Source organism: Pseudoalteromonas sp. HL-AS1 (genome assembly GCF_031198785.1).
In the GTDB taxonomy this organism is placed as follows: domain Bacteria; phylum Pseudomonadota; class Gammaproteobacteria; order Enterobacterales; family Alteromonadaceae; genus Pseudoalteromonas; species Pseudoalteromonas distincta.
The window spans coordinates 1,485,997-1,509,368 of sequence record NZ_CP133569.1 but is presented as its reverse complement, the minus strand read 5'-3'; the positions used below and the strand labels follow the sequence as shown (position 1 = coordinate 1,509,368).

Here is a 23,372-nt window from a genome sequence, read left to right as displayed (position 1 = left end):
ATAAATAATGAAATACACGGCACATCAATTATTGATTAACCGCCGTGTCTTTAGAATGTGTTTTTTCGAAAATAGCGGCTATTTTATCAGGAAGTTGACGTTCAACCTCTTTTACCGCTTCATCAATTGCTGCTTGAAATGCTTTAGCTGACGCATTTCCATGACTTTTAACGACAATACCGCACAATCCTACCAGAGAAGCACCGTTATACTGGTCGGGGTTCACCCTTTTATAGAGTTTTTTTATTATTGGACGCAATATAAACGCCATACATTTATATAAAAGGTGCTTTTCGAGCGCAGCTGTAAACTTATTCATAATCAGCTTGGCAATGCCTTCGCATGTTTTAAGCGCCACGTTACCCACAAACCCTTCGCATACAATAACATCAGCCTTACCAGAAAAAATATCACTTCCTTCGCTATAACCAATGTAATTAATATGTGGGCTTTGCTGCATTAATTGTGCAGCCTGTTTAATATCATCGTGGCCTTTAATGTCCTCAGCGCCAATATTTAATAAGCTAACGCGAGGGTTATCGCAGCCAAGTGCTTGACCAGCAACTACAGAGCCCATAATGCCAAACTGATACAGCATTTGCGCATCACAATGCACATTAGCACCTAAGTCGAGTAAATATACTGGGTTTTGGCTTTCTGTAGGAACAGATGAAATGAGTGCGGCACGTTTAACACCTGGCAGCATTTTTAATACGTAGTGAGCCATAAAAAATAAAGCGCCGGTATTACCTGAGCTAACACACGCTTGTGCTTCGCCCGATTTAACTAAATCAAGGGCAACACGCATAGATGAATCTTTTTTTGAACGTACAGCAATTGCAGGTTCGCAGGCGTTAGTGACTATTTCACTACAGTGACGAATTATGAGTCTTGGATGAGATAAAGAATCGAGGGATTCGAGTTCTTTAGATATAACGTCTTCATTGCCACATAAAATGAGACTTAAATTGGCATGAGCGTTTACCGCATGAACGGCAGCAGGAATAGATGAACGGGGGCCGTAATCGCCCCCCATCATATCTAACGCTATGGTTAGATCTTTCAGCATATAAGTAATCTCTTATTTAGAAATTACTTGAACGCCTTTGTAGTAACCATCTGCAGTCACATGGTGACGACGATGAGTCTCACCAGATGTTTGATCTACAGTTAAAGTTGGACCACTGATCGCATCGTGTGAACGGCGCATGCCGCGTCTTGCACGAGACTTTTTGCTTTTTTGTACAGCCATAGTCTTCTCCTAAGAATCTTTCTTAAGTTGTTTCAAAATATCAAATGGATTAGGTTTATCATCTTCCGCCTTTAATACACCAAAGCTGGCAGGCTTTGCTGAATAACTGCATGAAGCTTCGTTGTGGGTAGCCACTAATGGAATTGCTAAAATTAGTTCGTCTTCAATTAAATCAAAAACGTTAACTTCACCATTTTCATCAAGTGCTACTTCGTCGTAGTCTTCAGGAAAAATATCTAACTCTGTATCTTCACCTACTGGTGAATATGCAAAGTCTTGAACCAAATCCAACCCTAAATCACCATTACAACGTTGACAAATGACAGTAACATGTGTGGACAAATTGCCTCTAATCACAGCGAAACCTTGATCATCGTTTTTGCAATGTATTTTTACCGCTATTTCACCTACTTCTTCCTGCACAACTTTCTCTAAACGAGTAAGTTTTTCAAGCGGTACAATTCCGTCATACTTTAAACGGTGCTGCGCTGCTTTGCCTGGATGAAGAGTGATGGGAATTTTCACCTTTTGCATAGGGGCTGCATCATATAGATAGTTAGTTTGTTAGTCAAAGTAAAAAACCATTTTTACTTGGTTTTTAACGTGTTTTACTCTCGGATCTGATTTATTCTAACTCAATCTGAATTATCGTAGGAAAACAGTCCATGAAGCTTCCACTCATCTTAGCGTCAAGCTCGCCTTTTAGGCAGTCTTTATTACAAAAATTTAATTTACCCTTTGATACGTTTTCACCCGACGTTGACGAATCAGCACTTGAATGCGAAACACCTACTGAACTGGTTAAGCGTTTAAGTGAGTTAAAAGCCTCAGCAGCTAATAAACACTTTAAAAAAGGGTTAGCAATTGGATCAGACCAAGTCGCTGTGTTTAACAATCAAATTTTAGGTAAACCGCACAATAAACAAAATGCTCTAAAACAACTAAATTTATTTAGCGGTAATACTGTAACATTTTTAACTGGGCTTTGTGTTTACGATATTGTAACTGGAACAAAAAAAACCTGCGTAGAACCTTTTAATGTGACGTTTAAAACACTCAGTGATGCACAAATTAGTGCTTATTGCGACGCAGAGCAGCCTTATAATTGTGCTGGCAGCTTTAAAAGTGAAGGGTTAGGTATCTGTTTATTTGAAAAACTAAGCGGAGAGGATCCTAATAGCTTAATTGGATTACCATTAATCAAACTCAGCCAATTACTGGCTGAGTTTGGTATTGATGTACTTACTGCTCAAAACAAGCTCTAGTTAAATAAATTAGCCAAGCAAAACCTGTTGCAATTGCAGATAATTATCTACTGTTGCAACAGGGCTAAGCTTATTTAGCTGCTGTGCGTTATGTACACCCATTGTTACGCCAATTCTATCCATGCCTGCAGCTTTTGCCATTGTCATGTCTATTTGGGTATCACCAATCATTACAGCGTCTTGAGCGCTTATGCCAAGTTCTTCAAGTAATTGATGCAGCATATTTGGAGAGGGCTTAGACAGTCCGTCATCGCTTGTACGTGTTGCACTAAAAAAATGTCTAAGTTGGCTTTGATCAAGCAAACGCTCTAATCCATCTCGACCTTTACCTGTTGCAACCGCTAAAACAATGCCTTGCTCTTTTAAGGCACCTAAAACGCTAACAACATTATCAAATACAGGAGTTGGCGTGGTATCAACACTATATTGGTGTTTATACCCCTTAATTAGCGCTTGATGCTGCGCGGCATTATCGGGAAATAAAACATCAATTGCTTTTTCAAGCGACATACCAATGATATTTTTAATTGCCAAATCACTTGGCGCCATTAAATTAAGTGACTCAGCACTACTACGAATACAGTTAACTATTTTAGTGACTGAATCCATAACGGTGCCATCCCAATCAAAAATGACAAGCTTATATTTTTTAATCGGCGTCACTGTAATCACTGTTTTGCGTCTCGTAATTTTAGTAATGTATTTTTAAGCGTTTTATCAAGGGGTGCTTCAATACGCATCGTTGTTTCGTTTTTAGGATGATAAAAACTTAAATCGTGTGCATGTAAGAATAAGCGGTTTAACCCAACTTTACGCATAGAATCGTCAAAACCCTGATCGCCATATTTGTCGTCGCACGCTATTGGGTGACCTTTACATTGCGTATGCACACGAATTTGGTGCGTACGCCCTGTAACAGGCGATGCTTGTACAAGTGAGCAATCGTTAAAACGTTCAAGTACTTTAAAACGAGTGTGTGAAGGTTTTCCCTCAGTGTTGTCTACACGTACTACGCGTTCACCCGATTTAAGCGTATTTTTACGCAGCCCTTCGGTAACGTTTTTAGTTTTAGAGTCCCACTGCCCTTCTACAAGTGCCCAGTAGTTTTTTTCCATGGTTTTTTCACGAAGTTGTTCATGCAATGCGGTTAACACCGAACGGCGCTTCGCTATAAGTAAACAGCCCGATGTATCACGGTCAAGCCTATGAACTAGCTCAAGGCTGCGCTCTTCTGGGCGAAGTGCGCGCAGCGCTTCAATTAAACCATAACTTAAACCACTGCCACCATGAACAGCCATACCTGAAGGTTTATTTATGACAATAAGGTATTTATCTTCAAATAAAATATCGTCTTCTAGGCGAGTTACTTTGTCTAACTTTGATGGTACAAACTCTTCACGCTCAGCAACTCTGATAGGTGCAATACGCAGTACATCGTCAAGCTGTAGTTTATATACAGGCTTAATACGCTTTTTATTAACGCGTACCTCACCTTTACGCAAAAGTTTATAAATAGCGCTTTTAGGCACCCCTTTTAAATGGGTAATAAGAAAGTTATCAATACGTTGACCTAAATGGTCTTCATTGATCGTGACATAAGTTACTTGTAAGTCGTTTTTTTCTGACATTGCCTAATCACTAATTTAAGTAAAATAATTTAGTTGCTAACACTGTAATAATAGTGGGATAATCAGCAGCGCAAATATTTAGTATTTGCAAATAACAACGGTGCTTTTTAACACATTAAAACATTCGTGATGCACATTCTGGGTAGCCGATCATACAGATCCGAGTTAAGTTTTCCAAAGCTTTTATGCCTCCTCAGTTAACACGTGCGATCAATTAACGGCAATGCGCGTAATATATTGCTGGTTAAGTTTGAACATGAAGCGATTTTTAATGTGCTAGAGAAAGCAATGAACAGATAATTTGTCTGATAGTGACGACGTAAAAAACGTCGTTCAGCACTAGCTCAATTATTGTAGTACCGTACAGCAGCTTATTTAGAATTAAAAAAATCTAATAAATAAGCGTTCATTAACATCGGCAGCGATTTTTGCTCTTAAAACGGATATTAGCGATACATCAGTATGTATTGCTCACCAACTTAATGAGCCCTACGCGCCTAATATGAATGATATTTAGTAAGATTAATATGACAGGCCGACTTCTGGGTAAAACTTGCAAACGTAGCTGAAAAGCCGACAGTTTTAGCACCATTAAGAATTTAATAGCGATAATAATCGCTATTGTTTGCCAGCATTTAAAATACTGCATACGAAATACAGAGCCGTTCCGTTAAAGACCCAGTCGTGAGGCTGCACATTCTAAAAATAGGAACAACTGAACAGGCGAGAAAAACATCGTCATGTCAGCGACATAAATAAGTAGAGTAACAATATGAAACGTATGCTAATCAATGCAACGCAGCAAGAAGAAATGCGCGTAGCACTGGTTGATGGCCAGCGCCTTTATGATTTAGATATCGAAAGCCCAGGTCACGAACAGAAAAAAGCCAATATTTATAAAGGCAAAATCACTCGCATTGAACCATCTCTTGAAGCAGCATTTGTTGATTACGGTGCTGACCGCCATGGTTTCCTTCCTTTAAAAGAAATTGCCCGTACTTACTTCCCTGCAGGTTACACTTTTCATGGTCGCCCTAACATTCGCGACGTAATAAAAGAAGGTCAAGAAGTAATAGTACAAGTTGATAAAGAAGAACGCGGCCAAAAAGGCGCAGCGTTAACTACTTTTATCAGCGTTGCTGGTAGCTATTTAGTTCTTATGCCTAATAACCCTCGTGCTGGCGGTATTTCTCGTCGTATTGAAGGTGATGAGCGAACTGAACTTAAAGAAGCATTAGGTCGTTTAGAACTACCTAAAGGTATGGGCTTAATTGTTCGTACAGCGGGTGTTGGTAAGTCATTTGAAGAACTTAACTACGATTTAAAAGCACTATTAGTACATTGGGATGCAATTAAACAAGCAGCCGATAGTGCTAAAGCACCGTTTTTGATTCACCAAGAAAGCAACGTGATTTTCCGCGCAATACGCGATTATTTACGTCGTGACATTGGCGAAATTTTAATTGATAAACCACGTGTTTTTGAAGAAGCTAAAGCGCACATTGAGCGTTTTCGTCCTGACTTTATGAGCCGTGTTAAGCTTTATCAAGGTGACACGCCTTTATTTACACATTACCAAATTGAAAGCCAAATTGAGTCTGCGTTCCAGCGTGAAGTTCGTCTTCCTTCTGGTGGTTCAATCGTAATTGACCCAACTGAAGCACTTACATCTATAGATATCAACTCGTCTAAGGCAACTAAAGGCGGCGATATTGAAGAGACAGCACTTAATACAAACTTAGAAGCGGCTGATGAAATTGCACGTCAATTACGTCTTCGTGACCTAGGTGGTTTAATTGTAATCGACTTTATCGATATGACTCCTCCACGCCATCAACGTGAAGTAGAGAATCGTTTAAAAGATGCTGCTCGCCCAGACCGTGCTCGTGTTCAAATTGGTAAAATTTCACGCTTTGGTTTACTTGAAATGTCGCGTCAGCGTTTGCGTCCTTCATTAGGTGAAGCAAGCCAAGGCCCATGTCCACGTTGTAGTGGCCAAGGTACTATTCGTTCAAACGAATCAATTGCGCTTTCAATTCTTCGCTTAATTGAAGAAGAAGCAATTAAAGACAATACAGCACAAGTAAATGCACAAGTACCTGTTGCTGTTGCCGCTTATTTATTAAATGAGCAACGTCGTAGTGTTCATCGCATTGAAAAACATCATAAATGTGACGTAGTGATTATTCCAAATCAACATATGGAAACACCACATTATGAAGTTATGCGCTTACGTAAAGACGAAACACTTGAAACTGTAAGTTACGGACAAGTTGTTGCACCAGAGCCTGAAGTATTCGAGATGTCAAAATCTCCAAGTACGCCAGTCCGTGAAGAGCCGATGCTAAAAGGCGTGGTAATGCCTTCTACTCCTGCTCCACAAGCAACGCCAGCTAAAGCCGTAGAGCCTGCTGCGGTAGCACAAACTAAAACTGAAGGTGGCTTACTTGCTGCTATTGGTAATTGGTTTAAGTCGTTATTTGCAAGTGAATCTGAAGAAGAGAAAAAAGAAGCTGTAGAAAAAGAGCAGCAAGAAGCGCGTAATAACGCTCGTCGTGGTAACGATAATCGTCGTCGTAATAACAATCAACGTCGTCGTAATAATAACCCACGCACTAACAAGCCGCGCAATGAGCGTCCAGCCGCTGAAGAGGAAGCTAAAACTGACTCAGCAGCAAGCACCGAGACTCAAGAGAGAAGCGAGAACCGCAACAAGCGCCGTCGTAATCCTAACTCTCGTAAGCGCCCAGAGCATAAAAACCAAGAAAAAGATCAAGTTAAAACTGAAACCCCTGCAAAGGTGGAAGTAGAAACTGGTTCTAAGCCAGCACAAGCTGCAGAGCCTAAAGAGCAGAAGCCTAAAGTTCGCCGTCAACGTCGTAACATACGTAAAAAAGTACGTCTGCAAGATGAAAAAGCTGAGCAAGCTAACTCAACAGAGCAAGTACCTGAGCAAACGGCTGTAACTGAAACTCCACAAGTTCAAGAGCAAGCTCCTGCTGTAGAAAAGCAAAAGCAAACTCCGGCAGAAAAAACAGCTCACATTAAAGAAGAGAAAGTTGATGTTGTTGATTCTAACGATGAAACAGCAACTACTGAAGACGAACAAGAGCAAACACGTACACGTTCACGTCGTTCTCCTCGTCATCTTCGTGCATCTGGTCAACGTCGTCGCCCTGAAAGTGAAGCAGAAGTTAAATCTGATGAAGCCCCTGCATTTATTCCAGTTGCTGATCAAGCTGCTGCAGAATACGAAGCAGAACTTAAAGCGAAATCAGAAGAAACACCGGTAGATGCGTCGCAACAAGTTGAACAAGCCGTTGCGGTTGAAGACTTAGCAAAAGTTGAAGCTGTAGAAGAGCCAGTAAAAGCTAAAGAACCGGCTAAAGCTGAAACGCCAGTAGCCACTGAAGAGCCAGTTAAAGTTGAAACACCAGTAGCAACTGAAGAGCCAGCTAAAGCTGAAACACCAGTAGCCACTGAAGAGCCAGCTAAAGTTGAAACACCAGCAGCAACTGAAGAGCCTGCTAAAGTTGAAACGCCAGTAGCAACTGAAGAGCCAGCTAAAGTTGAAACGCCAGTAGCAACTGAAGAGCCAGCTAAAGTTGAAACGCCAGTAGCAACTGAAAAGTCTGCTAAAGCTGAAACATCAGTAGTAACTGAAGAGCCTGCTAAAGTTGAAACGCCAGTAGCAACTGAAAAGTCTGCTAAAGCTGAAGCAAAAGTGAAAACTGAAAAATCAGCACCGCATGTTAAAACAGAGGTTACTCAAGGGTCAGCAAGTGCGCCAATGGCACAACCTACTCCTGTAGCTGATAGCGAAGTGAAACATACGTCTGTAGCAATGGCTCACGATAAACGTGAACTAGTTCCAGACAGTGGTTTACGTGCAGGTTCAATCAAACCTGCTGGTCGTGCAAGTTCTGCAATGACTAAAACAATGAGTGTTGATTAATAACTAACATTCATTTAAAAGCCCCGCTATTTAATAAATAGCGGGGCTTTTTTGTTTATATGATTTGAATAATCAAAAAATTACTTCACGCCCGTAAAAAGCGATTTATTCACAAAGAGGTTAAGAGACGCTGCGCTTTTAGAGGTAGTAAAAAGTCTAAGTCTTGCTAACTTTAAAAAGCCCCACTAGTAAACCATCGCTTGTGTTTCTCATTTACTCCTCTTTCACTTCTCTATGTGAAATAAATCTTTAAGGTTTTTTTCCGATGCAACGAATTTATATACCGATACAAAAAAGCGCGATATAAATACCGCGCTCTTAAATCAGCTTTTTACTTGTGAAATTTACTCGCTTTCACTTTCCATAAAACGTTGTAACTGATCTTTTAAGTTTGGCGGAATACCTTTAATTACAAGCGTGTCTGTTGCCTCGTTGTAAGTTACGCGCTCACCTAAGTGTTTACGTTCAAAGCTTACACTCACACCACCACCAAGACCTGAGAACTTAACCATGCTGGTTACGGTTTTCTTATCAACAGGGAAAGTTTCTTCTAAGTCATAGCTTTGTTCTTTACAAAAACTATCAAACGGGCTGTCATCGCCTTTTGTAAGCGTTGCAGATAGCTCGCTTACGCTTGCATCTTCACCAGTTGTCACACAGTCATTACAGTAGTCAAAAACTTGTTTACGTAAATCGTCTTTTTCTGATTTATCAAATTGTTGCTCAGATAAATAATCCTCTACTGCGCTAAGCATTACTTGGCTTTGCTGTTTTGAATCAATACCCTCTTCACAACCTAAAAAGTCTAAGAAAAAGTCAGCAACTTTACGTCCAGCTCGCCCTTTGATAAATGAAATATAACGGTTGTCGTCAGCTTGTGTATCCCACGCTGTTAAATCGATACGAGCAGCAAGTTGCATGCGTGATATGTCTAAATGACGAGAAGCGGCTAAATCAAGCTCTGAGGTCATAGAATAATGCTCTTTGATGTTAATCATCGCAATTAGCATGTAATCAGTTGCAACGTACTGGTAATGACAAAATACTAAATAGCCTGTTTCACTAAATGCATACTTATCAAGCTCTTCTTTTAAAACCGTTGAGGCTTGCTCGGTCATATGCCAAAAGCCTAACTCATCGTTACGGTAACTTTGCATTGCAGATGCTACAACACTGTTTTTGTCACCACTGAAAGCACAATAACCTTTACCAGGTTTACCATTGTATGCATGATGTAATTGTTCGATAAAAACGGCTACTTTATCGTTAATTACCATCTCATCATTTCGAAGGTGAATTTGCGTATCGTCGTCTTTTTTGTCTACATAGTGAACGACTAATTTTTTAACGTCTGTTGTCATCTTTGTTTTTCACGCCTCTAGTGTTAAAATAAGAGAATATAACTATTTTATTGAACCAACTAATGCCAATCTTATCAAAATACTCTAATGAAGAAGTAGAACAAATCGTCGATCAGCTTATTGATGTGCTAACTAAACACAATGCGCCGGTTGATTTAAGTCTTATGTGTTTAGGAAATTCTATCACGCATATCTTAAAAGAGCATGTACCAACAGGGAAAAGACAAGCTATAACCGAGAACTTTGCAAAAGCGCTCGCGCAGTCGGTTAAATAAAATTTATGAATTTATCGCAGCACAATCAATTTTCATCAAAAGCGAGTCAGCTGCTAAGTTGGGGGCATTGGTTTACCTTTGCCAATATCGGCTTAGCCCTACTTATTAGCTTAAGCTATTTATTTGCAGACTCGCCACCTACAAGCTTTTTAGGCATTACCTATATGCTAGTTACTTGGCTAAGCCACACTAGTTTTATAGCCTTTTTAGCGTTTGTGCTGACGGTATTTCCGCTTAGTTTAATATTCCCCTACCCACGACACATTCGTGGCATGGCCGCTGTTATAGCCACTGTAGGCGCATCATTGCTGACTCTTGATGCTTATGTGTATGTTAATTTAGGTTATCACCTAAGTATATCTGCCTTACCTGAAATAATTTCATTGTTGTGGCATCGTTTAACAAGCTCTCCTGCTTTAACAACCATTTTAGCCAGTGGTATTGTTGTTGTTATTTTAGGCTTTCAGCTACTTGTTAGTAATTACACATGGCACCACCTTGAGCGTTTAAAGCAATATAAATTTGCACGTTACGCAATTTCTTTTTTAATCGTGTGTTTTTCGCTTAGCCACAGTATTCATATTTGGGCTGACGCCAATTTAAACTTTGACGTAACAAAACAAGATAATGTTTTGCCACTTTCATACCCCACTACTGCTAAAAGCTTGTTAGCTAAAAATGATCTGCTAGATATAGAAAGCTACGAGCAAGCACACAACGTAAAAATTAATAACCAAAATATTAGTTATCAAATGCCAAGCCCGCTTGAAAAATGCGAGGACTACACACAAGCCAATGTAGATATATTTGTATTTGAAACTCAACAACAACTCGAAAAATTTGTTGCCGAGAATAAAAACATGCACAAAACAGAGCAGTTTTTACAGCCAACAAATCATGACGATACGTTATTTAGCTTAGTGTATGGTTTACCCGCTTTTTATAAAGCAGCAATTTTAACCGAGCAGACACTCCCAGTTTGGCAAAGTCAGCGCCGTAGCATTGAAGTAACTGGCATTGAAGAACTAAGCTTTATTAATGATCAAGCACATAGCTCTAGTGCTATTCGAGTAATTAAAGCGAGTGATACCCCTACTGTTCGAGATGGTGAAACACAGGTTTTTGCTTTTAGTCTTGCCAATAACAAGCAAGAAGTAGTAACCACCTCAACTTTATACAGCTCTGACAAACGTATTTCTAAAGTAGATGGGCTAATTCAACCTAGCGACTTAATTGCAACAAGCGTTGGGCAATATTTAAATTGCAAAGCTATTGTCAAGCAAACAATGCTAGGCGTTAATCTATACAAGAAAAAAGACGATATGGGCGTGAACTACTCTCAGGGTGTTGTTATAGCCTATAAAAAAGATAGGATTACCTTAATAGATTCAGATGGTAACTTTAAAAACATCTCTGCCGCTGAAGGTTTTTCTATTGAACAAGGTTTAGATATACCATTTTTAGTACAAAGTATTAAAAAGCTCAAAACCTTTACCCAATAACAGTTATCCTAACCTAGCTTGATATACCACCAAGCTAGGTTATAGTTTTATATTGTTGTTAGATATAAAAACCAAGGATGACATGTATGTTTAAAACTTCTCGTTATATTCTCCATTCTAGCTTTTTACTTATCAGTTTTTTTAGCTTTAGCGATACCACTTACTACAAATGTGTAACAGAAAAAGGCACTGTCTTTTCTCAACTCCCCTGTGACGACGAAGCAACGACTTATAAAGTTAACACAACGGGTAATCAGTATTCTGGTCCTAAGGTTGACTACACTAAACAACTAAACGAACTTGAGCGTGAAAGACTCCTATCTGGCTTACAGGCAGAGCTTCGCAGTAATAACCATAAACTAACAATACTTGATCGTAATAAAGAGCGTGCTGAATACAAACAACAAGAGCGGTTAAATCATATCTTAGCCATTGATGATAAAAAGCGTATTACTAAAGACATTACTAAAAAACTAAAAATAATTAATAAAACATATAAGAAAAACGTATCGGCTGTGACTAAACAAATTAAAATTCTCGAAAAAAAGATAGCTCAATTCCAATAAGTTACTCTTAGTTAGTAAGTAACATTTATCTTGGTTTTAAACTTAAAATAACATACCCTTAACACAATAGAGTATAAACTCTAGGGACTTTTAAGGAGTGCAGATGCAACCTCGCCATATTGCTGAATTAATTTTAACGGGTTTTAAAAGGCACTATCAGTTATTTCAAAAAACAACAGCCAAAGCCCCTCTTGCCTTTGCAAAAAAAGATTGGCAAGCAATTAATGATATCAGCCGTTTGCGTATCAGCTATTATGATGATCGTGTTAACGAAACCACGCAAGCGCTAAAAAAAGAAACCCCAACCGAACAACTCGATGAAAGCCTATGGCTTGAAGTTAAAAAGATATATCAGCATTTTTTATGTTTTCATCCCCAAGCAGAGCTCGCCGAAACTTTTTATAACTCTGTATTTTGCCGGCTGTACCATAGGCGCTATTTTCATAATGACTTTATATTTGTAGAAGCAACCTTAAAAGATGCTCCTTCAGTGCCTGTAGAAGCAGAATATAGAACATACTTTCCTGTAGTTGATGGCCTAAAACCAACAATAAAACGCATTATTAGTCATTTTGATTTTAAGGCCCCATTTGTAAATTTAGAGCGTGATATCCGCCTCCTTGTTAAAGCTTTTTATAAACAAGCCCCCGATACACATCACCAACCTTGGCAAATGCGCTTTGATATTTTACACACACCTTTTTATCGAAATAAAGCAGCCTATATTGTTGGTCGTGTTGTTTCAAAAAGTGGGGTTCAGCCTTTTATAATCGCTGTATTACACGATGGAGATAACGGATTATATTTAGATGCACTTTTAACTAAGTCATCTCAAATGCGTGTTATTTTTGGCTTTGCCCGCGCCTACTTTATGGTAGAGACTCACGCACCTTCAGCACTTGTTCGGTTTTTAAATCAACTTATGCCAAACAAAACACTTGCTGAGCTCTATAACGCAGTGGGTTTTCATAAGCAGGGTAAAACTGAGTTTTACCGAGAGTTTTTAAATCATTTATCTCACTCTAGTGATGAGTTTACAATTGCACCGGGGACTCCCGGTATGGTGATGATGGTATTTACCCTCCCCTCATTTGGCTATGTTTTTAAAGTAATAAAAGACAAATTTGGTGAGAGTAAACCCTTTGGCCGTGATACCGTATTAAAGCGCTATCAACTAGTAAAAAACCATGATCGCGTTGGCAGAATGGCCGATACCATAGAATATTCTAACGTCGTATTTCCTTTAGCGCGTTTTGATAGTAATTTACTTGCGCAATTACATAAAACAATTGGCTCATCAATGGTAATTGAGGGCGATTGGTTGATCATCAAGCACTTGTATATTGAACGGCGCATGACACCTCTTAACTTGTTTTTAGAAAATGCTGATGAAGAAAGTGTCGCCGACGCGATTGAAGAATATGGGCAAGCCCTAAAAGAAATGATTGCTGTTAATATATTCCCTGGTGATATGCTCTTAAAAAACTTTGGTGTAAGTAAGCACAAACGTATTATTTTTTACGATTACGATGAAGTTCAATATCTAACCGATATGAACTTTAGAGCATTACCAAAAGCAAAGAGCTATGACGACTATCTAATGGATGAACAAAGTTACTCTGTTGCACCACAGGACGTATTTCCTGAGCAACTTTGTACATTTGTAATGCCAAACCCTACGTATAAAAAGTTTTTACTCAGCACTCATCCTGAGCTTATAGATGTTAGCTTTTGGAAGCAGGCACAACAAAATATAAAAAATGGTCAGGTAAGTCATATTTACCCATACCCGACAGCACAGCGCTTTATTCACCACTGGTAAGCGCTAAAGGACACACACAATGAATATAAGTAAAATAGATTTAAATTTACTCGTTTACCTCGATACATTGCTTCGAGAATGCAACGTAACACGCGCTGCTAATCAATTGAGTATAACGCAACCTGCAATGAGTAATGGCCTTAAACGTCTTCGTAACTTATTTAACGACCCTATTTTAGTTCGTACCAGCGATGGTATGGTACCTACCGAGCGTGCTTTGGAGTTACAACCCGTTATTCGTGGCATTTTAATGACCCTTGAAGAAACTCTAGCACCTAATCGAGAATTTGAGGCAAGCCAAAGTAAGCGTGTGTTTAGAATAATGGCCAGTGATTACGCTGCAAGTACATTAGCACCAAAGCTTTTAAGTAAATTGCACGAAGAAGCCCCCGATACTACTTTAGATATACTCACACCAAGTGATGTCACCTTTCATGATGTAGAAAACGGTAAAGTAGATATGGCAATCAACCGTTTTGAAAACTTACCTCAGTCTTTTCATCATAAACGTATTTGGAAAGATAGTTTTTGCTGCTTAGTAAAAGCCGATAATCCTATAATTGAAAACTTTAGTCTCGACAGCTATTTAAAAGCGCGCCATATATGGGTAAGCAAAACAGGTTTTGGTGTAGGTGTAGGCATGGACCCTAAAGATGTGCAAAAACTTGGCTGGGTTGACGAAGCACTTGCTCACTTTGGTAAGCATCGTAATATTGCCACTTTTACGCGTAACTACCATGTAGCAATTCATTTAGCTAAAGAGAAAAATTTGATTGCGACCCTTCCTTCAAAAGCCGCAAATATATATTTAGATGATCCGGGGCTTAAAATTTTAGAGCCACCATTTCCAATTCCTCCTTTTGAGCTTGATATGATTTGGAGTCCACTGTTACATCGCGATGCGAGTCACATTTGGTTACGTCAAAAAGTAGCTGAAGTAGCTGAAGAGCTAAAATAACTTTATTACACAATATAATGTAAAAATTGCTAGGTTATTTTTATGCCTGTTAACTTAGCACTCGACTGAAGTAAAATTAAACCAATAAAATCAAATAACTACATAACTATTGAAACGTGGAACATACATTGCTTTTATTAAATTGAACTATACATTCATTTAATTAAAGAGGTCATTATGAACACCCATCAAGGATCAGAAGTAAATCATATTACTGACATCATTCAAGTTATGAACAGCGGCATCGATTTTTATCAAAAAGCACAGGAAAAAGTTGAAGACCCTGCTATTGGTGCACTTTTTCAGCGTATGATAGATGCCCGAAAAGTGAGTGTTGAGCGCTTGCAGCCATATGCAATTAATGAAAAAGGCGAACGCGAAGATGGCTCATCTTTCGCTGTCGAAGCAAGGCGTGCATACACAGCGCTGCTTACTACATTTAGCTCACACAACGACAGCACGTATGTAAAAGAGCTTGAAGAGGTAGAAGATAAAACCCTTGAAGAAATTAAAGCTGCAATGGATAAACCGCAACCAGCTGACTGCGAAGCTGCACTGGCTAAAACATTATTAACAATGCAAAGCTGCCATGCAGAAATGAGCCGTATGCAAAAGCATTAAGCTTACATAGCTCACAACTAGAACCCAGCCTCGAGCTGGGTTTTTTATTGCCTCTAATACCAATCTACATAGTTTTTTAAGCAATTTAACAAATTGCATTACATTATAACGATGCTAAATAGACCCCATATATAAGCAGAACGGTATAAACACCACCTTATTTCACCACATTTTAAATACATAATTAGTACAAATATTTAATGTTATTAGAATGTTTATTTAACCACGCTTTATTTTTGCTGTGCTAATTTTGTTAATAGGTACCTAAAACCTTGCTGTGGCGCCGCAGCATTTAATTAAAAATAAGATCCAATATGAAAAGCAAACTAACCAAGCTGCAAAAAAATGCTGATGTAGATATGACCCCGATATTAGACATAGTGTTCATATTACTAATTTTCTTTATTGTAACTACATCTTTTGTAAAACCTGTGGCTATTGAATTAAACCGACCACTCGACAGCCCTCAAATAGATAAGCCTGTTAAAAATGCTCTATTTAGAATTGATGAAAGTAACGGAGTATATTTTTCTGGGAGGTTAATTGATTTAGAGCAAGTTGCGACTAATTTAGCTATGTTCGCGGCTGAATATGAAATAAGTTCAGTACTTATAACCGCAGACGAAAACAGTACACATAATACTTTAATAAATGTAATGAATAATATTAAGCAATACGATGATTATCCAATAAGTTTGATTTCTAAATAAAATCAGCCCAAACTAAAACCAAAAAAAGGGCCTTACGGCTAATGCCAGTCAGTTAAGCTGACTGGCATTTTTCTTTTTATGGGGATACTTAGATGGTTTTGGCTTAACCCATCGGGCTGAGGGATCCCCACTTTAAACGGGCAGTTACACAGAATCCGTTACAGGCTCCTTTATCCAGCGGCTTCTTTTTCGTAATTCAAAATAAAGTTTTTTAAACTTTTTTCTATATAGCTTTGTGTAATACGTCTCTTACATAGCTTTATGACTTGCTTGGCTAAGGTTAAAAATGAAAGAACTCGGCGATTCTTAACGCTATTTGCTTGAAATTTTATATGCCACTTTCTTTTTTCTGCTTCACACCCTATAAACCATAACGCAGTGCTCGCTATTGTGGCTATCAAGCATAATATTCCTATTCTATTTATGCCGGTGCTTTTACTAAAACGCCACGAAAAACCATATCTCAAACTTTTGTCATCGCGGAAATTTTGCTCTATTTGCATTCTTTTACTATATAAACCAACTACTCGCTTACTCGTCATTGTATTGTCTGATGTCGCGAGTAACCATGGCTCTTTAGCTAAGTTTTGATACATTTTTGTATCTTTCGTAAATCTGCTTTTTCCTTTTCTTCCTTTATTTTTTCCATGATATACGTGTAAAAATGCATCGCATGCTGTCGGGCTAGACTGAGTTAGTCGTGCTTGACCTAACGTCTTAGGTATATCGCTGGCACCAGCCCTAAGTTGTTTTAATGTATGCCATTGTGATTGCATGGCTAGTTTACACTTCATTGAGCCTCTTAATCGACCTATCATATGCCAACCAAGTTCGCGTACTTTACTATACCAAGGCGTAAGAAAGCCGCCGTCTGTTACAATATAGACACTAGGATGTCGTCCAAGCACTTCATAAAGTTCATCTAAAAACAGGCTGTTGGTTGCTGGGCTATCAAAATCCTTCTGCTCAACAATCATGTTATAAATCACGATAGAGCGCCCATCCACAAGTAAGCTTGCTCGCAGTAAGTGATAGTCGTGACCACAGGCACCGCTCCAGTCAACGGCAATTGCAAGCATGGGTAAAGAGTCAATAATAGGATGAGCTAATGCTTCATAGATAGCGACCCTTTCATTGTAGAGGTGAGTATTTTTTAAGAAGCGATCAACGCGTTTTATTTTATGTTTTACATCCACAGCGCCAGACAAATTTCTGCCGATTTCAGTTAAGGTAAGTTTATTGCCCGAAATTAATGCATTACTGCAGCTTAGTAATGTTTTTACTCTGGCATTATTGAATGGCGCTAATGCATGTTTAAAGTACTTATGGCAAACTGATGTCTCAGGCATAGCAGTTGTGACTTATGTGGGTTGTGGTGATTTACATAAGATCATAAATTGCTGTGCCTGTCACGTTTTGGGGATTCGTCAGCCCAAAGGGCAGCGCATGTTTGGCATTTATGCTGCGTTATCACCTATTTATGGGGAATAACCACACTACATAGGCTCTGCCTTGCCCAAATACCAAACATACTGCTGCAAATTCAACCACGAAAGGTCAACACGCCCTGACAATTAGACTAATATTTAGGACGTTTAAATAATACACATTTAAACTATGTGTGTTATTTTGAATTAATGCATTTTATTGGAGCAAACGTAATGAAAAATATACTTATTGTTGCAGCGCTAGCACTTCTTACAGCCTGTACACAAACCCCTGATTGGGATTACGATAAATCAGCCAACTTTAGTAATTTTAAAACATTTGCTTGGGTAGAAAACGCCAGCCTAACTAAAGACACAAATAACTACCAAATTAATGGACTAATGGAAAAACGTGTTCGCACTGCCGTTAACGCTGAGCTGAGCCAAACACTAGGTATGAGCTTAGTTGATGCAGCAGATGCTGATGTACTTGTTAACTATCATGCATCGGTTGATAAAGAGCTTGAAGTAGATACATTTAATGTAAACTACCGCCCGCATTGGGGTTATTGGGGTACTGGTTTTCAACGTGATACAACCGCGCGTGAATACGAAGTGGGCACACTGATTATTGATATTGTGGATCGTGAATCTAACCAGCTAGTATGGCGCGGCGCAAAAGAAGGCCGATTAAAGAAAAACCAATCGCCAGAACAACGTGAAGCATCAATTAATAAAACAGTGAGCGAAATTTTAAGTAACTTCCCGCCGCAAAAGCAGCAATAAGTTAAAATTAGCTATAAGTAAGTTTTAAAAGAGCTCACAGTACGTGAGCTTTTTTGTGGGTGATTGTTTTTGGGGCTTACAGACTTAAGTAATTACGAGCTACGCTCGTCACGTCAGCAAACTGCACGTCTACAAAAAACACCGCGTTAAATTTACGATTTATACTTATGCAATAACTCAAGCGGTATATGGCAGTAATCATCAGGATGATTAGTTAAACGGTCTTGATGCTCAGGATCGCTTGGCACGTAGTTAGTTAGCAGCTCTACTCCTACCACAATTTTATCCGCATCACTTCGCTGGCTTATATAATTGCTAGCTGCGTCTAAATGGCTTTGGTTTTTGCTATAAATGGCAGTGCGGTATTTAGGGCCTACGTCATCCCCTTGTTTATTGATACTGTATGGGTCAATAATTTCAAAAAAGTAATCATACAGCTTATTTAGGCTAACGACTTTTAAATCAAAAATGACCTTTACGCATTCGGCATAACCATCGTAATCGCCTTGTGTATTATCATTTTTTCCATTAGCCCGCCCTGCTTCAGTACTTATTACACCAGGTAAGTGCTTTAAAAATTCTTGTACGCCCCACAGGCAGCCACCAGCAAAGTAAATAGTATTATATTCTTTAGTATCCATTATAAATGTTACCTAATAAGTAATTATACCGATTGCATTAAAATAGTGTTCTATTATAGCGCCAAGAAAATAGCGCAATAACAAGGCGAAAATTATGACATATAGTTGTTCTATATAAATAATTTTTAACGCAGTGAGTGCGCTATTTAATACGATAGAATGACCATGTTTTTAATAAAGTCGGTATTACGTAAATGGTTATCAAATGCAGTTATTAACAAATTAATGTACAATCGCGCACAAAATGACTGCTGTTACATTTAGTTATTTTATCATGCTCAAATATAAGCTTTGAAATTAATTGTAACCGCAGCTACAAATAAAAAATGACGAGAAACACATGAATCGCACACCACACCTTATAATACCTGCAATATTATGCAGCGTTACTGCATTTGCTAATGCTAATACGCTATCTGATGAGTCACCAATCGAGAAAATAACGGTTGAGGCCTCACCCACTGCAAATAAGTTGCCAGTAGGTACATTCGACTCACCTATTTCTAATTTAGAATATGACCCTCGTGTTGACCTTCAATCGCGTAATATGGCTGAGGCGCAAGCTGATGTAACTATTCGTGGTGGGATTTTTGAAAACACCGGCTTTAGAGTAGGAAGCGCTACTCTACTTGACCCGCAATCTGGCCATTATTTTGCTGAAATACCCATTGCACCGCAAATGCTAACCGGCCCAGATATTTTAACTGGTGCCGATAACGCACTTTACGGTATGAATAGCTCTGTAGGTACAGTTTCGTTTGATTGGAAACCGATTATTACTGGCGGTAGTGTATCCCTTGGTACTGGTACAAACGACTTTAATCTGCAAAGTATTCACGCTGCTAAAAACACACAACTTGATAGCTTAGCTAACTATACTCTGGGCTTTGAAGGTGAGTATTCTCATTCGCAAAGTGATGGCACCATTGATAATGGCGATCATGACTTCTCGCGCGCCTCAGCTCGCGTGCAATTAGCAAGCGAGCATAGCCAAACAGATTTGTTTTTTGGCTCACAAGATAAGTTTTTTGGCTGGCCTAACTTGTACACCCCTTTTGGCGTTAACGAAACTGAAGATTTAGAAACCCGTCTTTGGATGCTTAATCACAAGCAAAACTACGCTGATAACAGCAACTTTGAAGTATCTGCTTATTATCGTACCCATGACGATCACTATATTTACTCGCGCGAAAATCCTAGTTCATTTGAAGCTTTTCATAAAAGTGAAGTTAAATCGCTTGGACTTTCGGGTCGTCATGCACAAAGTGATGCACTGGCAATAAATTACTCTGCACAATTTATTGATGACTCGATTGAATCAACCACACTTGAAAACAACTTTACCTCTCGTAAGTATTATAAATTAAGCGTATTGCCTGAATACAAAATGGCGCTTGAGGATAATAAACAACTTACATTTCGTTTAGGTGCTGCGTTTGACGATACAAATCGTGATGATGCTGAAGTATCAGCTATTGGTGATATAACCTTAAACACCCAAAATAGTGACGGCACAGCGCAAACTATTTATTTATCATACGCGCAGGCGAGCCAAGTTGCAGGCTACACAGCCATTGGCGGCAGCGATTCTGGGGGATTATTTAGAAGTAATTACAATCTTGAGCGCGAAACCACTTCAAACTTAGAGTTAGGGTTATTGCTTGAAGAACAAAGCTGGCAGTTAAATTCGGCTATTTTTTATCGAAAAGATAATAACTTAACCGATTGGACCTTTAATTTTGATTCAACATCAGCGCGCTTTGCAAACCCGGTTGATATTGATACAGCTGGGGTTGAGTTTTTAGCGACTAAGCACTTTGATACAGCAAAACTTATAGCAAGCTACACGTATTTACATAAATCAGAAAACTACGGCGCAGCCGATATTGATGCCAGCTTTTACGCGTTAAACTTTCCTGATCACCGTTTAACACTTGGCGCTGTGTACAACCCAACTGATATTTTAGAATTTAGAATAGATAACGAATGGCGTACACAACACAAAAATGCACTTAGAAACGGCAGTGACAACGCGTTATTTACCCAACTAACGCTTAAAATAACCCCGCCACAGTTGAGTAATTTATTTATCACCTTAGCGGCAGATAACTTATGGGATGAGTCGTTTGAAGAAATACCAGGTACACCAGGGCGAGGTGAGCAATATACGTTAAGCGCAACGTATAGTTGGTAGAATTGAGCTATCACGTTCAAAGACCTGTTTATTTAAAACAGGTCTTTGAATAAATATTTAGCAAAAAATAAACGGCATACTAAATATTAAGAGCTTTGATTACTCAGCTTATATTTCAGCTTATATTGAACCAGAACGACATTGTCTTTTTCTTAGCTCATTATCAATTTGTAAAGGGCGACTAAGCTCATCTGTAAGAACCTGCGAAACAACCGTACCGGTTTCAACTTCTTGTATCCAGATTGATATTTTATCCCCTTCCCTTTTTCTATTTAGCATGTAGCTTTTATTAGAATCTAAATTAACGTTAAAATTAACAAAAGCTTCTTTTTGACTATTTAAAACATCAGGGTTTGAAACACTCGCCTTTACCCATAAATCATGCTCACCACTGATATACTGCTTTGGTTCAGCCCATTGTGTAGGTTTTTTGTTAAAGCACATCAAGTGGACATATTCTAGATCTACTCCCTGCTCTCTTTTAAAGTTTTCGAGTCTAAAGTGGTCTTCTTTAATATCGGTTTTAATGGGTAAGTTTGAACAACCTAATAAAGTCACACCTAATGTAAATGCTGTAAGTAAATTTTTCATTTTTCTTTCCTTTTAAAAATTAAGATTGAACGAAATCACCTATAAATGAGATTTATAAAAAGTATCTTACAATTTCCTATATTAGCAACAAAATTAAATATGTCTAATATTTCGCCATCAAATAAATTAACGACTGCTTTTAATAACCTTGTGAAGATTTTTATTAATAATATATTGTAAATAGATGTGTATTAAAAACGAGGATTAAGTTAGCTCTTCGAGCTCTGTAATAAGCGCTAGAGCTTGTGCATTTGTTGTCCCGCACACATCAAGCGTGGCGCTAAAATCGCTACATACTTTAGGGCGGCTTTCATCACCAAATAACTTACATAAATTACGTTCATCTAGCTGAATACAGCGCTCTCCGGCTTTTTTACCATTTGGCATACCTGGAATAGGCGAACTAATACTAGGCGCAATACAACATGCGCCGCAGCCTAGCCTGCAATTCATCGATTCGGTTTTCATAATTTCCTCGGTATAAAAAACACTTACTTTAATTTCTTTTTAGGAACTTAATTAGTCGCATAGTAAGTTGTAACACACACATGTAATGCTTTGTTACATCTTAAAACAGCTTGTAAACACTTTATTGCGTATTATTAATCTGTCACCACCAATTATGAAGGAATGCCTTGTGGCTACTACAAAACAAATAATACTCCCAATCGCTGTTTTAGCAGGCGGTATTGCTTTAGCTTTCGCCTTTATGGCAATGAAAAAACCACCCGAAGAAAAGCCAGAGCAAGATTTACGTCCTTTAGTAGCAACACAAAGCGTACTTTTAGATTCTATAACGCTCGATGTTAAATCGTACGGCATTGTTAAACCAAAGTATCGTACCGAGCTAATAGCACAAGTTAGCGGGCAAGTTATTTCGGTATCAGATCAATTTGTTGAAGGCGCGTTTGTAAAGCAAGGCGATATTTTAGCACGAATTGATGCAAATGATTACGAGGCAGACTTTATTGAAGCACAAGCAGGTTTAGCACAAGCAAGCTCAGCACTTGAAATAGAACGCGCGCAAGCACATGTCGCTCAAGCTGAGTGGGAGCGCATTAAGTCAGATTCAAGCGACGCTATTGCATCAGAACTTTATTTGCGAAAACCACAGCTTGCAGAAAAATTAGCGCGTTACCGCTCTGCTCAAGCAAGTGTTAAGCGTGCTAGCCGCAATCTTGAGCGTACTTATATTAAAGCCCCTTATGATGCCATTATTAATGAGCGCACAATTAGCTTGGGTTCAGTAGTAAACCCAGGTAATAGTTTTGGCGCACTAAGCGCAACCTCAGTTGCAGAGGTACGTTTACCGGTTGCCGATCAAGAACTGCAATATTTAAAAAATGGCGGCGTAGGCTCAAATGTTACATTTAACGCAGAATACGCAGGTAAACAAACAATGTGGCAAGCCAAAGTAATTCGCACCGAAGGTGTGGTTGATCAAACAAGCCGCATGAGTTATTTGGTAGCACAACTTGCAACACCTTATGGCGATAAAACACGTCCTCTTCGTTTTGGCTCATACATTAACGCTACCATTGAAGGTCGCCCGCTTGATAACGCAATTATTGTTGCGCACCACTTAGTTAAAGATAATAAAATTGTAATTTTAAATGACGATTTAACATTGTCGTTTAAAACCCTCAATATTATACGCGAACAAAACGGCATGATTATAGCCCGCCAAGGGTTAAAAAATGGCGAGCAAATTGTTACCTCAGCGCTTGAATACCCAACTGAAGGTATGGCAGTAAAAGTTGAAGATATTGCGCCTGATAAAACTGATGTAACTCAACTTGCACTGAAAGAGGAATAACC

22 protein-coding genes are annotated in these 23,372 nt (G+C 38.8%); 12 read left to right on the top strand and 10 right to left on the bottom strand.

Annotated features, from left to right (window positions below):
• Positions 1-28: 28 nt before the first annotated feature.
• Genes plsX through yceD form a run of 3 tightly spaced genes read right to left on the bottom strand, consistent with a single transcriptional unit; the run spans position 29 to position 1,786 of the window.
• Complete coding sequence (gene plsX / locus RB214_RS07120) at positions 29-1,069, bottom strand: phosphate acyltransferase PlsX (RefSeq protein WP_309168677.1); 1,041 nt, start codon at positions 1,067-1,069, stop codon at positions 29-31.
• A 12-nt stretch (positions 1,070-1,081) separates the two neighbouring features.
• Positions 1,082-1,252, bottom strand: a complete 171-nt coding sequence (gene rpmF / locus RB214_RS07115; protein ID WP_002962381.1) for a 50S ribosomal protein L32 — start codon at positions 1,250-1,252, stop codon at positions 1,082-1,084.
• Positions 1,253-1,261: 9 nt separating this feature from the next.
• Positions 1,262-1,786 carry a 23S rRNA accumulation protein YceD gene (gene yceD, locus RB214_RS07110; RefSeq protein WP_007375269.1) on the bottom strand — a complete coding sequence of 175 codons (525 nt, stop codon included), beginning with the start codon at positions 1,784-1,786 and terminating at the stop codon, positions 1,262-1,264.
• Between the two features lie 131 nt (positions 1,787-1,917).
• Between yceD and RB214_RS07105 the strand changes: the two genes are divergently transcribed.
• Positions 1,918-2,517 (top strand): Maf family protein, encoded by a 600-nt coding sequence (locus RB214_RS07105; RefSeq protein WP_309168676.1) that lies wholly within the window; start codon positions 1,918-1,920, stop codon positions 2,515-2,517.
• A 9-nt stretch (positions 2,518-2,526) separates the two neighbouring features.
• Here RB214_RS07105 and RB214_RS07100 read toward each other — a convergent pair whose 3' ends face one another.
• Entirely contained in the window at positions 2,527-3,189 is a 663-nt protein-coding gene (locus RB214_RS07100) for an HAD-IA family hydrolase (protein ID WP_309168675.1), read from the bottom strand.
• Positions 3,186-4,145 (bottom strand): 23S rRNA pseudouridine(955/2504/2580) synthase RluC, encoded by a 960-nt coding sequence (gene rluC / locus RB214_RS07095; RefSeq protein ID WP_309168674.1) that lies wholly within the window; start codon positions 4,143-4,145, stop codon positions 3,186-3,188. Before rluC ends, RB214_RS07100 begins: the two co-directional genes overlap by 4 nt.
• A 772-nt stretch (positions 4,146-4,917) precedes the next feature.
• Between rluC and rne the strand changes: the two genes are divergently transcribed.
• Positions 4,918-8,100 (top strand): ribonuclease E, encoded by a 3,183-nt coding sequence (gene rne / locus RB214_RS07090; protein WP_309168673.1) that lies wholly within the window; start codon positions 4,918-4,920, stop codon positions 8,098-8,100.
• A gap of 344 nt (positions 8,101-8,444) precedes the next feature.
• Here rne and yejK read toward each other — a convergent pair whose 3' ends face one another.
• The gene (gene yejK / locus RB214_RS07085) at positions 8,445-9,461 is read right to left on the bottom strand and encodes a nucleoid-associated protein YejK (RefSeq protein ID WP_002961473.1); all 1,017 of its coding nucleotides are present in this window, start codon (positions 9,459-9,461) and stop codon (positions 8,445-8,447) included.
• A gap of 62 nt (positions 9,462-9,523) precedes the next feature.
• Between yejK and RB214_RS07080 the strand changes: the two genes are divergently transcribed.
• The 7 genes from RB214_RS07080 (at position 9,524) to RB214_RS07050 (ending at position 15,915) form a co-directional block, all read left to right on the top strand.
• Positions 9,524-9,736: a DUF1414 domain-containing protein gene (locus tag RB214_RS07080; protein ID WP_309168672.1), complete on the top strand. Its 213-nt coding sequence runs from the start codon at positions 9,524-9,526 to the stop codon at positions 9,734-9,736.
• Between the two features lie 5 nt (positions 9,737-9,741).
• Positions 9,742-11,238: a DUF3413 domain-containing protein gene (locus tag RB214_RS07075; RefSeq protein ID WP_309168671.1), complete on the top strand. Its 1,497-nt coding sequence runs from the start codon at positions 9,742-9,744 to the stop codon at positions 11,236-11,238.
• 86 nt (positions 11,239-11,324) lie between these two features.
• Positions 11,325-11,804, top strand: coding sequence for a DUF4124 domain-containing protein (locus RB214_RS07070; protein ID WP_024596961.1), 480 nt, complete (start codon positions 11,325-11,327; stop codon positions 11,802-11,804).
• Between the two features lie 103 nt (positions 11,805-11,907).
• Positions 11,908-13,626 carry a bifunctional isocitrate dehydrogenase kinase/phosphatase gene (aceK, locus tag RB214_RS07065; RefSeq protein ID WP_309168670.1) on the top strand — a complete coding sequence of 573 codons (1,719 nt, stop codon included), beginning with the start codon at positions 11,908-11,910 and terminating at the stop codon, positions 13,624-13,626.
• Between the two features lie 19 nt (positions 13,627-13,645).
• Positions 13,646-14,584: a LysR family transcriptional regulator gene (locus tag RB214_RS07060; RefSeq protein WP_002961484.1), complete on the top strand. Its 939-nt coding sequence runs from the start codon at positions 13,646-13,648 to the stop codon at positions 14,582-14,584.
• Positions 14,585-14,761: 177 nt separating this feature from the next.
• A complete protein-coding gene (locus RB214_RS07055; protein WP_149592593.1) occupies positions 14,762-15,205 on the top strand; it encodes a PA2169 family four-helix-bundle protein in 444 nt (147 codons plus the stop codon).
• Positions 15,206-15,519: 314 nt separating this feature from the next.
• On the top strand, positions 15,520-15,915 hold the full coding sequence (locus RB214_RS07050) for a biopolymer transporter ExbD (RefSeq protein ID WP_309168669.1): 396 nt from the start codon (positions 15,520-15,522) through the stop codon (positions 15,913-15,915).
• A gap of 170 nt (positions 15,916-16,085) precedes the next feature.
• On the opposite strand, the gene RB214_RS07045 is transcribed toward RB214_RS07050, so the two are convergent.
• Positions 16,086-17,264 carry an IS4 family transposase gene (locus RB214_RS07045; protein ID WP_309168668.1) on the bottom strand — a complete coding sequence of 393 codons (1,179 nt, stop codon included), beginning with the start codon at positions 17,262-17,264 and terminating at the stop codon, positions 16,086-16,088.
• Between the two features lie 312 nt (positions 17,265-17,576).
• Here RB214_RS07045 and RB214_RS07040 point away from each other — a divergent pair, with 312 nt between their 5' ends.
• The gene (locus tag RB214_RS07040; protein WP_165742799.1) at positions 17,577-18,128 is read left to right on the top strand and encodes a DUF4136 domain-containing protein; all 552 of its coding nucleotides are present in this window, start codon (positions 17,577-17,579) and stop codon (positions 18,126-18,128) included.
• Between the two features lie 152 nt (positions 18,129-18,280).
• Here RB214_RS07040 and RB214_RS07035 read toward each other — a convergent pair whose 3' ends face one another.
• Positions 18,281-18,769 carry a peptide-methionine (S)-S-oxide reductase gene (locus tag RB214_RS07035; RefSeq protein WP_309168667.1) on the bottom strand — a complete coding sequence of 163 codons (489 nt, stop codon included), beginning with the start codon at positions 18,767-18,769 and terminating at the stop codon, positions 18,281-18,283.
• 340 nt (positions 18,770-19,109) lie between these two features.
• On the opposite strand from RB214_RS07035, the gene RB214_RS07030 reads away from it, so the two are divergent.
• Positions 19,110-20,963, top strand: coding sequence for a TonB-dependent receptor domain-containing protein (locus RB214_RS07030; RefSeq protein WP_309168666.1), 1,854 nt, complete (start codon positions 19,110-19,112; stop codon positions 20,961-20,963).
• A gap of 120 nt (positions 20,964-21,083) precedes the next feature.
• Here RB214_RS07030 and RB214_RS07025 read toward each other — a convergent pair whose 3' ends face one another.
• Together RB214_RS07025 and RB214_RS07020 are read right to left on the bottom strand one after the other, a co-directional pair.
• Positions 21,084-21,554 (bottom strand): hypothetical protein, encoded by a 471-nt coding sequence (locus RB214_RS07025; RefSeq protein WP_024605895.1) that lies wholly within the window; start codon positions 21,552-21,554, stop codon positions 21,084-21,086.
• Positions 21,555-21,758: 204 nt separating this feature from the next.
• A complete protein-coding gene (locus RB214_RS07020) occupies positions 21,759-22,022 on the bottom strand; it encodes a YkgJ family cysteine cluster protein (protein ID WP_165742796.1) in 264 nt (87 codons plus the stop codon).
• Between the two features lie 169 nt (positions 22,023-22,191).
• On the opposite strand from RB214_RS07020, the gene RB214_RS07015 reads away from it, so the two are divergent.
• The gene (locus RB214_RS07015) at positions 22,192-23,370 is read left to right on the top strand and encodes an efflux RND transporter periplasmic adaptor subunit (protein ID WP_309168665.1); all 1,179 of its coding nucleotides are present in this window, start codon (positions 22,192-22,194) and stop codon (positions 23,368-23,370) included.
• Positions 23,371-23,372: the final 2 nt, after the last annotated feature.